Origin of the sequence: Bradyrhizobium elkanii USDA 76, assembly GCF_023278185.1 — a bacterium.
Lineage (GTDB): Bacteria > Pseudomonadota > Alphaproteobacteria > Rhizobiales > Xanthobacteraceae > Bradyrhizobium > Bradyrhizobium elkanii.
This window is the reverse complement of the sequence record NZ_CP066356.1, coordinates 6,212,714-6,225,655: the sequence shown is the minus strand read 5'-3', so window position 1 is coordinate 6,225,655 and position 12,942 is coordinate 6,212,714. Positions and strand designations below refer to the sequence as shown.

The 12,942-nt window shown below is 64.0% G+C and carries 14 protein-coding genes; 10 read left to right on the top strand and 4 right to left on the bottom strand.

The features are described 5' to 3' along the window. The first annotated feature begins 219 nt into the window (after positions 1 to 219). The 5 genes from JEY66_RS30090 to JEY66_RS30070 all read left to right on the top strand — a co-directional run bounded on the left by JEY66_RS30090 (position 220) and on the right by JEY66_RS30070 (position 6,082). The gene (locus JEY66_RS30090; protein ID WP_018270666.1) at positions 220 to 1,416 is read left to right on the top strand and encodes an ABC transporter substrate-binding protein; all 1,197 of its coding nucleotides are present in this window, start codon (positions 220 to 222) and stop codon (positions 1,414 to 1,416) included. A gap of 97 nt (positions 1,417 to 1,513) precedes the next feature. Then, entirely contained in the window at positions 1,514 to 2,389 is an 876-nt protein-coding gene (locus tag JEY66_RS30085) for a branched-chain amino acid ABC transporter permease (protein WP_018270667.1), read from the top strand. A 1-nt stretch (position 2,390) separates the two neighbouring features. After that, on the top strand, positions 2,391 to 3,317 hold the full coding sequence (locus JEY66_RS30080) for a branched-chain amino acid ABC transporter permease (RefSeq protein WP_016841806.1): 927 nt from the start codon (positions 2,391 to 2,393) through the stop codon (positions 3,315 to 3,317). Next, the gene (locus tag JEY66_RS30075; RefSeq protein ID WP_018270668.1) at positions 3,318 to 4,796 is read left to right on the top strand and encodes an ATP-binding cassette domain-containing protein; all 1,479 of its coding nucleotides are present in this window, start codon (positions 3,318 to 3,320) and stop codon (positions 4,794 to 4,796) included. Between the two features lie 41 nt (positions 4,797 to 4,837). Beyond that, the gene (locus tag JEY66_RS30070) at positions 4,838 to 6,082 is read left to right on the top strand and encodes an ABC transporter substrate-binding protein (protein WP_016841804.1); all 1,245 of its coding nucleotides are present in this window, start codon (positions 4,838 to 4,840) and stop codon (positions 6,080 to 6,082) included. A 57-nt stretch (positions 6,083 to 6,139) separates the two neighbouring features. Here the strand turns inward: JEY66_RS30070 and JEY66_RS30065 are convergent, their stop codons facing one another. Continuing rightward, the gene (locus JEY66_RS30065; RefSeq protein WP_018270669.1) at positions 6,140 to 7,354 is read right to left on the bottom strand and encodes an NAD(P)/FAD-dependent oxidoreductase; all 1,215 of its coding nucleotides are present in this window, start codon (positions 7,352 to 7,354) and stop codon (positions 6,140 to 6,142) included. 237 nt (positions 7,355 to 7,591) lie between these two features. Continuing rightward, complete coding sequence (locus JEY66_RS30060; RefSeq protein WP_018270670.1) at positions 7,592 to 9,226, bottom strand: thiamine pyrophosphate-requiring protein; 1,635 nt, start codon at positions 9,224 to 9,226, stop codon at positions 7,592 to 7,594. 424 nt (positions 9,227 to 9,650) lie between these two features. On the opposite strand from JEY66_RS30060, the gene JEY66_RS30055 reads away from it, so the two are divergent. Next, entirely contained in the window at positions 9,651 to 9,815 is a 165-nt protein-coding gene (locus tag JEY66_RS30055; protein WP_016841801.1) for a Flp family type IVb pilin, read from the top strand. Positions 9,816 to 9,845: 30 nt separating this feature from the next. On the opposite strand, the gene JEY66_RS30050 is transcribed toward JEY66_RS30055, so the two are convergent. Beyond that, on the bottom strand, positions 9,846 to 10,073 hold the full coding sequence (locus JEY66_RS30050) for a hypothetical protein (RefSeq protein ID WP_016841800.1): 228 nt from the start codon (positions 10,071 to 10,073) through the stop codon (positions 9,846 to 9,848). A gap of 56 nt (positions 10,074 to 10,129) precedes the next feature. Continuing rightward, positions 10,130 to 11,107 carry a non-homologous end joining protein Ku gene (gene ku / locus JEY66_RS30045; RefSeq protein WP_026192523.1) on the bottom strand — a complete coding sequence of 326 codons (978 nt, stop codon included), beginning with the start codon at positions 11,105 to 11,107 and terminating at the stop codon, positions 10,130 to 10,132. Between the two features lie 71 nt (positions 11,108 to 11,178). Here ku and JEY66_RS30040 point away from each other — a divergent pair, with 71 nt between their 5' ends. The 4 genes from JEY66_RS30040 (at position 11,179) to JEY66_RS30025 (ending at position 12,901) form a co-directional block, all read left to right on the top strand. After that, positions 11,179 to 11,523, top strand: coding sequence for a hypothetical protein (locus JEY66_RS30040; protein WP_129964913.1), 345 nt, complete (start codon positions 11,179 to 11,181; stop codon positions 11,521 to 11,523). Between the two features lie 418 nt (positions 11,524 to 11,941). Further along, positions 11,942 to 12,100, top strand: coding sequence for a hypothetical protein (locus tag JEY66_RS30035; protein WP_016841796.1), 159 nt, complete (start codon positions 11,942 to 11,944; stop codon positions 12,098 to 12,100). Positions 12,101 to 12,261: 161 nt separating this feature from the next. Continuing rightward, on the top strand, positions 12,262 to 12,459 hold the full coding sequence (locus JEY66_RS30030; RefSeq protein WP_018270673.1) for a hypothetical protein: 198 nt from the start codon (positions 12,262 to 12,264) through the stop codon (positions 12,457 to 12,459). Between the two features lie 169 nt (positions 12,460 to 12,628). Next, positions 12,629 to 12,901: a hypothetical protein gene (locus JEY66_RS30025; RefSeq protein ID WP_018270674.1), complete on the top strand. Its 273-nt coding sequence runs from the start codon at positions 12,629 to 12,631 to the stop codon at positions 12,899 to 12,901. Positions 12,902 to 12,942: the final 41 nt, after the last annotated feature.

Here is a 12,942-nt window from a genome sequence, read left to right as displayed (position 1 = left end):
CCCCTCTGCCTCAAATTTATTCAGCCGCACCGCGCCGACCCACTACTTTAGTCGCCGTCCATGCATGGCGATCCGCGCGCAGTTTCACTTGCTGCGCATTTTGCCGCGGCTATAGTCGCGCCCCAAGAGCTCGAAGCAGCCGAAGAAAAAGAGGAGAGAAACAGGGTGACAAGAACATCGCGACTCCCCGTGCATGCGAAACTTGCAGGAGCGGCCGTGTTGGGCCTGTTGGCTGCGGCGCCCAGCGGAGCGCTGGCTGCCGACACCCTCAAGATCGGCGTGATCGCCGAAGCGCAGGCGATTGCCGGTGCATCGATCCCGCAGGCGGCGCAGCTGGCCGCCGACGAGATCAACGCCAAGGGCGGCATCGACGGCCGCAAGATCGAGATCGTCAGCTACGACAACCACTCGTCCTCGGCGGATTCGGTGCGCGCGTTCCAGCGCGCGGTCAACGAAGACAAGGTCAACGTCGTCATTTCGAGCTACATCAGCGAAGTGGTGCTGGCGCTCGAGCCCTGGGCTTCGCGCCTGAAGACGCCGTTCGTCACGCCCGGCGCCGCCTCCAATGAGATCAGCAAGAGCGTCCACGCCGATTACGAGAAGAACAAGTACACCTTCCACGGCTACCTGACCTCGGCCGCGCTGGCGCTGTCGGTCTGCGATGCCGCCAAGGAGCTCCTGGTCGATCAGAAGCACATGAAGACCGCGGTCATCATGAGCGAGGATGCGGCGTGGACCAAGCCGCTCGACGTCGGCTACGAGGAGTGCCTGCCCAAGATCGGGCTCAAGGTCGTCGACCATATCCGTTTCTCGCCCGACACCACGGACTTCACGCCGATCTTCAACAAGGTCGAAGGCTCCAAGCCCGACGTGATCATCACCGGCATCTCGCATGTCGGCGTGCAGCCGACAGTGCAGTGGAAGAACCAGCAGGTGCCGATTCCGATGTTCGGCATTTCCTCGCAGGCGACCAACGAGACCTTCGGCAAGGACACCAACGACGCGGCGGAAGGCGTGCTGTATCAGGGCGTGTCCGGCCCGAACGTCGCGGTGACGCCGAAGTCGGTGCCGTTCGCGGAGGGCTTCAAGAAGCGCTACGGCAACTATCCATCCTACGCGGGCTACACCGCCTATGACGAGGTCTACTACATCGCCGATGCGGTGAAGCGCGCCGGCTCGGTCGAGGCCGACAAGATGGTCGATGCGCTGGAGAAGACCGACTGGGAAGGCACCATCGGACGCGTCCAGTTCTACGGCAAGGACGATCCGTTCACCCATTCGATCAAGTACGGCAAGGGCCTGATCACCGGACTGATGCTGCAGTGGCAGGGCGGCAAGCAGGTCGCGGTCTGGCCGAAGGAGGTCGCCAAGAGCGACCTCAAGTTCCCGAGCTTCATCAAGGTCACCACGAACTGACGACTGATGATCATGCTCCCGGGCCCCACCCCGGAGCATCCCCGTTCGGTTCCGTGTCCTCCACAACAGGCAGCCCTGCTGCCCCGGCCAATCTGAGATGCTTGCCCTACAAATCCTGATCGATGGCTTTGCCATCAGTGCGCTCTATGCGCTCGGCGCGACCGGCTTCACCCTGATCTTCGGTGTCTCCGGCGTTCTCAACCTCTCCCACGGTGCCATCATGGTGGCCGCAGCGGTTGCGGCCTGGGCCGCGGCCAGCGTGCTGCACCTCGACATCTACACCGGCGCGCTGTTCGGTGTCGGCGTCGCGCTGATCGTGTCGTTCGCGACCTATTTCGCGGTCGTCAAGCCGATCCAGAATTCGAGGCGGATCCCCAACGAGGAGAAGGAAATCTTCGTCCTCACCGGCACCCTGCTGTGGGGCATCATGATCCAGGAGCTGATCGCCTATTTCTTCACCAACAACGCCAAGACGGTGCTGCCGATCGTCGAGGGTGTCGTCGATATCTTCGGCAACCGCACGCCGCGCAACAATATCTTCACCGCGCTGGTCTGCTGCCTCGTGATCGGTCTGCTGTGGCTGCTGGTGAACCGCACCAGGACCGGCAAGGCGGTTCTGGCGGCCTCGATGAACCCGCGCGGCGTCACGCTGCTCGGGCTCGAGCTCACCCAGATCTACATCGTGGTGTGGGGCATCTACGGCATTCTCGCCGGCATCGCCGGCGTCCTGCTCGGCATGTTCCTCGGCGTCAGCTCCTACAGCGTCGGGCCGCTGACCGCGAGCGCGTTCTCGATCGTCGTGCTCGGCGGCCTCGGCAGCGTGTCGGGCTCGCTGATCGCGGCCTTCGTCGTCGGCTATCTCGAGACCATCACGGCCTACATGATCTCGCCGGCCTATCGCACCATTCCGGCGCTGCTGCTTCTGGTGTTCGTGATGTATATCCGGCCTCAGGGCCTGCTCGGGAGGCGCTGAGATGGCCAGCTTCTTTTCCTCGCGCCTGTTCTTCATTTCGCTGGTCTGCGTGGCGGTCGCCGCGACGCTGCCGTTCTACGTCTCGGGCTACATCCTCGGGCTGCTGACCGTCGCATTCTATTTCGGCGTGTTCGCGATGGCCTGGGACCTCTTGTTCGGCTTCGCCGGCGAGGTGAATTTCGGGCCGACCTTCCTCATCGGCACCGGCGCCTACACCGCCGGGATCCTCAACAACCAGTTCGGCTGGTCGGTCTATGTCTGCATCCTGCTCGGCGCGCTGGCGTCGGTCGTCGCGGGCTTCGTGCTGGCGCTGCCGGCGCTGCGAGTGAGGGGACCGTATTTCGGCCTGACCACGCTGGTCGCGGTCTTGATGCTGCAGAACTTCGTCGTGGTGTTCGCCGATCTCACCGGCGGCGAGATCGGGCTCACCATTCCCGACGTCATCACCATCAATGCCGGCGCCAATTACTGGATCGCGCTCGGCTTCATGACCGTGAGCGCGGCCATCCTGTACGGCCTGTCGCAATCGCCGGTCGGCCTCGTGCTGCAGGCGAGCGGGCAGGACCCGGTGCAGGCCGGCGCGCTCGGCTTCAACATCGTCAAGCACAAGCTCGCGGCCTTCATCGTCAGCGCCTTCTTCTCGGGACTGTCGGGCGCGCTGCTGGTGTTCTACTTCGGCACCGCCTCGGTCGGCACCGTGGTCGACGTCGCCGTCGGCGTGAACGTGATCGTCTCCGCGGTGCTCGGCGGCCGGCGCACGGTGCTGGGGGCCGCGTTAGGCGCGATCTTCCTGATCGTGGCCGGCGAATTCCTGCGCCCGACCGGCGAGCTTGCGACCTTCATCGTCTCGGCGGTGGCGCTGCTCGTCGTCCTGTTCTTCCCCGGCGGTTTCCTCGGAGCGGCCCTGTCACGCGAGGCGCGCTCTTAAATGGATCAGACCGTGACCACAGCAACGCTCACCGTCCGCGGGTTGACCAAGCGATTCGGCGGCCTCACCGCCGTGAAGAACCTCTCGTTCGACCTGCATCCCGGCGAGATCCTCGGCCTGATCGGGCCGAACGGCTCGGGCAAGTCGACCGCGATGAAGAGCGTGATGGGCATCGAGCGCCCGACCGCGGGCGAGGTGCTGTTCGAGGGCGAGAACGTCGCCGGACTGCCTGCGCACAAGATCGCGCGCAAGGGCTTCGGCATGGTGTTTCAGCACTCGCGGCCGCTGAACCGGCAGACCGTGCTGGAAAACATCATGGTCGCACTGTTGCCCGACAGCCTGTTCATGCTGTTTCCCGACAAGGCGTTGACCGAGCGCGCCAAGTGGATCGCCGAGCGCGTCGGGCTGGGGGCGGTGATGGACCGCCGCCCGCCGACGCTGCCGTTCGCTGACCTGCGCCGGCTGGAATTGGCCAAGGCGATCGCGCGCGACCCCAAGGTCGTGCTGGTCGACGAGCCCTTCGCCGGTCTCACCAGCGCCGAGGTCGGCACCTTCTCCGCATTGATCCGCAGCTTCCGCGACGAGGGCCGTGCGGTGATGCTGGTCGACCACAACGTCAAGAGCGTCGCGGCGCTGGTCGACCGCGTGCTCGCGATGTATCTCGGAGAGGAGATCACGACCGGCCGCGCCGAGGACGTGATGAAGAACGAGACCGTGCGGCGGGTTTATCTCGGCGGCGCGATCGAGACCCATGCGCGGCCCGAGACCTCGTTCAAGGACAAGGTGCCGCTGCTGCAGGTCGAGAATGTCAGCGTGCACTACGGCAAGGCGCAGGCGCTGGAGAACGTTTCGATCCACGTCCATGAGGGCGAGTTCGTCTCCGTCGTCGGCCTCAACGGCGCCGGCAAGACCACGCTGTTCAACACCATCTCGGGTTTCCTGCCCTATACCGGCGAGATCCTGCGCGGCGGACAGCCACTGCGCGGCACGGGGCCTGCGAAGATCGCCCGTTCGGGCCTCGTGCAATGTCCGGAATCGCGCGAATTGTTCGGCGAGATGACGGTGCGGGAAAATCTCGATCTCGGCGGCCAGCATCTCGACGACGCGGCGAGGGCCAGGCAGCTCGCATGGCTGTTCGAGCTCTTCCCGATCCTGAAGGAGCGCCAGGGCCAGATGGCGCAGACGCTGTCCGGTGGCGAGCAGCAGATGCTGGCGATCGGCCGCGCGCTGATGATGCAGCCGCAGATCCTGATCCTCGACGAGCCGACGCTGGGGCTTGCGCCTGTTATCCTCGAGCTGCTGTCGAAGGCGCTGGAGAAGCTGCGTCAGACCACCAAGATCACGGTGCTGCTGGGCGAGCAGAACGTGACGTTCGCGCTTCCGCATGCCGACCGCGTCTATGTGCTGGAGCACGCGCGGATCGTCTGGGAGGGCGATCCGGGCCGGTTCGCCGCGGAGGCCGGCAAGGACTTCCTGTGACGTTCGAAGTTTGAAAAGAAGAAAGCAAAACAAGGGAGATCATGATGACAGCATATTCAACCGCGACCCGCGTGAGCCTGTTGGCCTCGGCGCTCGCGCTCTGCCTCGCGGCGCCGGCCTATGCGCAGTCCAAGGACCCGATCAAGATCGGCATCATTGCCGAAGTGCAGTCGATCGCGGGTGCGGCGACGCCGGGCGGCGCGCAGATCGCAGCCGACGAGATCAACGCCAAGGGTGGCGTGATGGGCCGCAAGATCGAGATCGTCACCTACGACAACAAGAGCTCGTCGGCGGACTCGGTGCGCGCCTTCCAGCGCGCGGTGAGTGAGGACAAGGTCTCCGCGGTGATCGCGAGCTACATCAGCGAGGTCGTGCTGGCGCTCGAGCCGTGGGCCTCGCGGCTGAAGATGCCGCTGATCACGCCCGGCGCCGCCTCGAACGAGATCACCAAGGCGGTTCACAACGACTATGAGAAGAACAAGTACACCTTCCACGGCTACCTGACCTCGGCCGCGCAGGCGCAGCTGGTCTGCGATGCGGCCAAGGAGCTGCTGGTCGACCAGCTCAAGTTCAAGTCGGTCGCGATCATGAGCGAGGACGCGGCCTGGACCAAGCCGCTCGACGTCGGCTACGAGGCCTGCCTGCCGAAAGCTGGCCTGAAGGTGGTCGAGCACATCCGCTTCTCACCCGACACCACCGACTTCACGCCGATCTTCAACAAGATGGAAGCCGCCAAGCCAGACGTGATCGTCACCGGCATCTCCCATGTCGGCGTGCAGCCGACCGTGCAGTGGAAGAACCAGCAGGTGCCGATCCCGATGTTCGGCATCAGCGCGCAGGCGCTGAGCCCGACCTTCTGGGGCGACACCAACGGCGCGGCCGAGGGCGTGCCCTCGCTCGCGGTGGCGACGCCCGATGTTGCCGTCACGCCGAAGACCAAGCCGTTCGCGGCGGCGTTCAAGGCCAAGTTCGGCACGCCGCCGGCCTATACCGGCTACACCGCCTATGACGAGGTCTACATCATCGCCGAGGCAATCCAGCGCGCCGGCTCGACCGATCCGGACAAGATGGTGACCGAGCTCGAGAAGACCGACTTCGAGGGCACGATCGGCAAGATCCAGTTCTACGGCAAGAACGACGAGTTCACCCACGGCATCAAGTCCGGTCCGGGCGCCGTGACCGGCCTCGTGTTCCAGTGGCAGGGCGGCAAGCAGATCACGGTCTGGCCGAAGGCGATCGCCGAGGGCCAGATGAAGTTTCCGAACTTCGTGAAGCTGTCGCAGTAATCGCGGCGCGGGCGTTAAGGGCGATCAGGGGCGGTCATGCGGTGGCCGCCCCTTTTGTTATTTCCGCGTCGGCGGCGCCGTCTGGATCGTCGGCGCGGCCGCCGCGAGCAGCGCGGCGCGGTCGCCATCGCGCGGCGGATAGATGCGCTGCCGGTTGATGGTCTGCTTGGTGAGCTTGGCGGCGGCGCCTGACGTGTGCACCTCGCGGTCCCAGCCGGTGGTGTAGAGCGCGCCCCAGGCGCCGAGATCGAGCACCGTCACATACCAATCGATATTGAGCGGCAGCAGCGGTTCACCAAACAGGTCCGCGACCACATTGTGGCCGGCGAAGCGGCCCATCGGCCGCGCGAACTGGCACGACATCACGGTCGGGTGCTCGCCGTCGATCAGGCAGGCGGCGACGTCGCCGGCGGCGAAGACATCTGGCAGGCCTTCGGCGCGCATGGTGTGGTCGACTTTGATGCGGCCGAGCGCGTCGCGCCTGGCCGGCAGCGAGGCGGCGAGGGGGCTGGCGCGCATGCCGGCGCACCACACCACGGTTTTGGTCGGAATGATCTCGCCGGAGTTGAGCGTGATGCTGTCGGCGCCGACGGCACTGACCCGGACATTCAGCCGCGTCTCGACGCCGAGCGTGGCCAGCGCCTCGTTGATGACCGGGCGGCCATGCGCGCCGAAGGTCGCGCCGACCACGGGATTGGGATCGATCAGGATAACCCGATGATCGCCGGAGATGCCGGCGTGCGCCAGCTTGGCCGGCATCTCGGCCGCGACCTCGATCCCCGTGAACCCTGCGCCGACGACCGCGACCGTCGCGCGTGCCTCTGACGGCGGCTCTTTGCCGAGCGCCGCCAGATGCGTGTCGAGCCGCATCGCCGCTTCATAGGTGTCGACATCGAAGCCGTGGGCGGCCAAGCCTGAGATGGCGGGGCGGACCAGTTCGCTGCCGGTCGTCAGCACCAGCCGATCGTAGCTCAGAATCGCCGCACCCGCGCTGGTCTTGACCGTGACTTCGCGCGTCGCGGGATCGATTACCGCGACCTCGGCCAGCCGATGCCTGACGCCGACCGGATCGAGCAGGTCCTTGAGCAGCAACGCGACGTCGCCGAGATCGACCTCGTAATTGCGCACCCGGATGTTGTGATAGGCGTTGCGATCGACGACGAGGATTTCGGTGTCCGCCGCCCGCGCGCCGATCTCGTCGCGCTTGCGGGCTGCGCCGAGCGCGGCCCACAGTCCGGCGAAGCCGGCCCCCAGCACCAGGATGCGCGCCATCTCTCCCTCCGAAGTTGCATTGGATGGAGCTTGCCTGCGCTGGCGATGTCAAATCAAGTGGGGAGCCAAGGCCGTGTCGCTGCGCGCCGGAGCCTGGCCCAATGAACTCGCGCTTTCCGCGAGTTCGTCATGCCCGGCCTTGGGCCGGGCATCCACGTCTTCCTTGCTTGGGCAGGAAGCAGACGTGGATGGCCGGGACAAGCCCGGCCATGACGGAGATCGGCGTGCGAGGTGTCCTCACGTCCCCGGCCGCGAGACCTCGGTCTCCTTGCTGGTGATGAATTCCAGCAGCACCGGCACACCTTCCCTGGTCTTCTGGATGCCGCGCTTGATCGCGGGGATGATGTCCTCGGGCTTGGTCACCCGTTCGCCGTAGCCGCCGAAGGCGCGGGCCATCGCGGCGTAATCGCCGGAGATGTCGGTTGAGCGGTATTTCTCGGTGGAGATCGGCATCACCTTCAATTCGATCGCCATCGAGAAATTGTTGAGCAGGATCGACATGATCGGAATCCGCTCGCGCACCGCGGTCTCGAAGTCCATCCCGGTAAAGCCGATCGCGGCGTCGCCCCAGACATTGATGCAGAGCTTGTCCGGCTTTGCCAGTTTGGCGCCCATCGCAAGGCCCAGGCCATAGCCGAGCTGCGTGGTCTTGCCCCAGCCGATATAGGACAGCGGCTCGACCGACTTCCAGAACGGCGAGAGCTGGTCGCGCGGGCTGCCCGCGTCGTGGGTGATGATGGTGTTGTGGATGTCGACGGTGTGCTGCAGGTCCCACAGCACGCGGTAGGGATTGAGCGGCGAATCGTTGTGCGTCAGCTTCGGCATCCACTTGGCGAGCCACTCCTTGTGGGAAGCGGCGATCTCCTCGGCGACCGCGCTGGCGTTGCGGTCCGTGGACACGGTCTTGCCGATCTCCTCCAGTAGCGCGTCGAGCACCAGGCCGGCGTCGCCGACCAGGCCGACCTTGGCCTCGACATCCTTGTTGATGTGGTTCGGATCGAGCGTCGAATGGATGATGGTCTTGCCCTTCGGCATCGCGATGCCGAACGAGGTCTCGGTGAAGGAGCAGCCGATGCCGAAGATCACGTCGGCTTCGGAAAGAAATTTGGGCACCGCGCGCGGCACGGCGAGGCCGCCGGAGCCGAGCGAGAGCGGATGCGTCTCGGGGAACGACGACTTGCCGCCGAGGCTGGTGGTAACCGGTATCGCGAGCCGCTCGGCGAGGCGCTTCAGCTGCGGCCAGGCCTTTGCATAGTGCACACCCTGGCCGGCATAGATCACCGGACGCTTGGCGCCAACGAGCAGGGCGGCCGCTTCCTTCACATGGACGGGGTCGGCGCCGTAGCGGGTGCGCAGCACCGGCGTGTAGTTCAAGGGCTCCGGCACCTCCTCGTTCCACATGTCGGCGGGGATTTCGACGATGACCGGCCCGCCGCGGCCGTTCTTCAATTTTGTAAACGCCCGCCGAAAGATGTTGCAGACCTCGGCCGCGATGTTGATCGGCTCCGACGATTTTGAGAACGCCTTCATCGCCTGGCTGGAATTGAAGTTCGGGTCGATATTCGCGAGCCGGCGCGCATAGCCCATCGGCAGCACCAGGACGGGCACGGATTCGCCGTAGCACTGCGCGACGCCGCCCATCGCGTTCTCGGCCCCGGGGCCGTGCTGCATGCAGAAGGCGCCGATCTTCTCGCCCGAGGTGACGCGGGAGATCGCGTCCGCCATGTGCACGCCGATGCGCTCCTGGCGCACCATCACCGGGCGGATGTCGGCATTGGCGGCGTATTCGATCAGGTGGTTGACCGGGTAGCCCGTGAGGATCTCGATGCCCTCGCGCTTCATGATTTCCGCGATCGCGGTGCCGAGCTTCATGACGGTCACTCCCTTTGCATGCGGCCGGTTCGTTCCGGCCTCGTTGTCGCCTGTCCGATAAAGGAACAGGATTCCGCGGCACCGGTAAAGCGCGGCCGGGGCCGGATCAGGTAGTCCTGATATGCGTTTACGAGCGGAGCCGTTTCCGGTCAGACGGGATCAGAACGGAGCTCTAGATACTTGTTTTGACGCGTTTTCTTTGCGCGAGCCGGTGTCAACTTCGCTGGAAAGCGCTCCGGCCGCGGCCCGGTGCCTCGCCCGGCGGCAACCCGATGCAGGCAGAACTAGCAGGGAAATTCGCTGCAACTTTTAAGCGACCGTTCATCCTTTCCCTCAATGGGCCGTCAACCAATGTGGCCTAGTTTGGCCGGCATATTACTACGGCGCGGGAGAAAAAGCCGCGAGCGTCGGACAGGAGCTTTTCATGCGCGCGTTGATGGCAAGGTTTCTGCGTGATGAGGTCGGGGCGACGGCCATTGAATACGCCATCATCGCCGGCGGCATCAGCATCGTGATCGTCGCCGGCGTCAGGGGCATCGGCACCAGTGTGAGCGGCCAATTCAATGCCGTCAGTTCGGCATTCAAGTAAGCGCTGCCGACAGCTCGGCATTTTCCAGATTCAGTCGTCCCCATTCAACGCGCGCAGCATCGCGATGCGCGCGAACATCAACCAGCCGGCACCTTGTTCCGCCGCATTGATCAGATGCTCGACCGCGATCTGCCAGCGCGTCTCCTGCTGGGTGTCTTCCGATAGCTTCATGATGTAGTCGGCAGCGTGCTGCAGCGTCACCAGCGTGCCGCCGCGATGCAGCGCGATCGGTTCGTCAAACGGCGTCGACCAGGGCATCCTCGACCGGGACATCTCAGGCGCTGTGGACCGGGCTCATCTTGTGGTCGCTGCCGCTAGCCTGCCTTCTTGCGCGCCGCGGTGCCCTGGGCGCGCGTTGTCTTCTCGGCCTTCTTTGGCTCGGGCTTGGCGGCTTCCTTGGGCTCGCGCTTGCCGCTGCCCGAGATCGGCAGCAGCATTTCGCGCTGGCCCTCGATGCGCTTCTTCGGCTTCTTGCCCTTCGCCGCCTTTGCCTCGGCCTTGGCGGGCGCGGCCTGCTTCTCGTTGGCGAGGCTCTTCTTCAGCGCGTCCATCAGGTTGATGACGTTGCCGCTGGTCTTCGCCGCGGGCTTGGCAACCTTGATGCCGTTGCGCTTCTGGTTGATCAGGTCGATCAGCGCCTGCTCGTAGCGGTCCTCGAACTCCTCCGGATCGAAGTCGGCGGACTTCTGCTCGACGATGTGCTTGGCGAGATCGAGCATGTCCTTGGTGATCTTCACATCCTGGATGTCGTCGAAATACTCCTTCTCGCTGCGCACCTCATACGGGTAGCGCAACAGCGTGCCCATCAGCCCGTTGTCGAGCGGCTCGAGCGCGATGATGTGCTCGCGGTTGGTCAGCACCACGCGGCCGATCGCGACCTTGTTCAGGCTGCGGATGGTCTCGCGGATCACCGCAAAGGCGTCGTGGCCGACCTTGCCGTCGGGAACGAGGTAGTAGGGGCGGATCAGATAGCGGCTGTCGATCTCGCTGCGCGGCACGAATTCGTCGATCTCGATGGTGCGGGTCGAATCCAGCGCGATGTCGTCGAGCTCTTCCTTGGTGACCTCGATATAGGTGTCGGTGTCGACCTTGTAGCCCTTCATGATGTCTTCGGTGGAGACTTCCTCGCCGGTCTCCGCGTCGACCTTGGCGTATTTGATGCGGTGGCCGGTCTTACGGTTGATCTGGTTGAAGGAGACCTTTTCGGTATCCGATGTCGCCGGGTACAGGGCAACCGGGCAAGTCACGAGCGAAAGGCGCAAAAAGCCCTTCCAATTGGCACGAGGGGCCATGGGGGAAACTCCGGGGAAACTCCGATTACGCAACCGACGGAACGGTCAAGGATAACACCGGGAACCCCAGTTTGAAACAACACGGCCCGGTGAATCTCGCAACGGCGTTAACCGTGACCTCGCGCTGCGCCGGTTTGACGCGGCGGGCGGGACTGCCGTTGGGCAGCCGTCGAAGCGCTCGGAACATCGCTCCCGATCACGCGTTGGCTGTCGAAGGGGAGCGGCAACGCCGGAATTACAGGCACTTAAGCAAAGAGGTTGCCATGGCAACGGAACGACACGGTCAAATCGTTGAAACCCCGACCGAGGCGCGCCAGGCCGAGCCTGGACCTTCGGTTCTCGCGCTGCTCACGGCCTCGACAGGGCTGGCCGTCCTGATCCTCGGCATTGTCTGGTTCGCCTTTTTCCGCGTGTGAGGCGATGATCATTGGTTGGCCGCGTGCGAGGACTTGATTGTTAGACTGACAGGCGGGGCGAAGCGGGCAGATTGCTCCCGGGAAGAATCCGTTCGGTCGATCGCGTCGGCTTCCGGCGCGCGGCTATCCCGCATGCGGGTCACATTGCATGGTCAAGCTGCACGATCGTCTTGACGCAAGGACGCGACGTCGATCGGACCAGAATGCAAGTGGAAATTCCGGCGTGCGGGTTGCCGCGATCGCCGACGTCGAATTCCAGATCGGGTCGAATGGAATTTCCCTGAGCGATGGCCTGCAGCTTGGCCGCGTTTTGCAGCGGTGATCTGTGATGCGCGAGGCGAATGGCTGCGGCGACGCGTCACGAGATCATCGAAATTGACTGCTAGCTGATTTGAATCAGATACGTCCTGAGCCTGAGATGTTCTATTCGCAAGAAGAAAAAAACTCGTTGCTGGCCCGTCTCAAGGAGAAAAGCGTTTCAGGTGTCTTCGTCGGATTGACGGTGCTGGCGATGGCAGGTTGGATTTATCTTCTCAGCTCGATGTTCCTGAAATTCATGCTTTGGTGGTTCTCCTGAGACGTTGTCTCGCGAGAACAACTATTGTTGACGCCTGATCATTGTTGCGCCGTCAGATTGCACAAAAATTCCAGCGGCTGAACAATCTTTCGGCGCGTCCAATCATGATGTCGTCACAACTTCGAATGTTAATAACATCGGGGCGAACGTGGACGATTGTGATGGTTTCTTCTGCTCTGATTCTCGCGGCGGTGTTCGTCGCAGGCTTCTTCTCCGGTTTCGCTGCGCGCTCGTGGCGATCGCACAAGCGCCGCGCGCAATATCGGATCTATGCACCGTATGTGGCGCCATCGGCCGCGAAATCGTCGAGGCGGGACCAGCCGGTCAGTGCGTTCGGCCACATGCGTCGCGCGTTCTAGCGGAGTAGTTCGATCGAGGTAGCGCGACGGTGTGCGATGAGTTGGGGTTGGCTGGCAACATGCAATCGGTCATCATGTCCGCGTCCGTTGCGGCAGGCGGGTTGGTTGCGCGCCGGCGTGCGCCTGATCTCGTTGCCAGCCTCGCGGATCGCAAGGGAACTTTCACGTCATGAGTGATCTCAGGGGGCATTCGCCAAGGCGGTATGTCGTCGATGTCAGTGGCAAGCGCGTGCTGGTCGGGCTGACGCTTGAGGAGACGTCGGAGTTCGAGGACCTGGACGCCTCGCTGCCCGGACTGGCGGACGGGGGCGGGACCGGCTTGGTGCCGTCAGCCGGTGAGGGACGGTGGCTCGAACTCTATGACAAGCACGACAAGGCCTGGATCAAGTGGAAAGCCGACCTGAGGGCCGGGCATGAGGGCAATTCATCCTTTTTTAACTAAGACCGGGCGATTTTTGACCTGTGCTGCCTGAATGGGCCCGA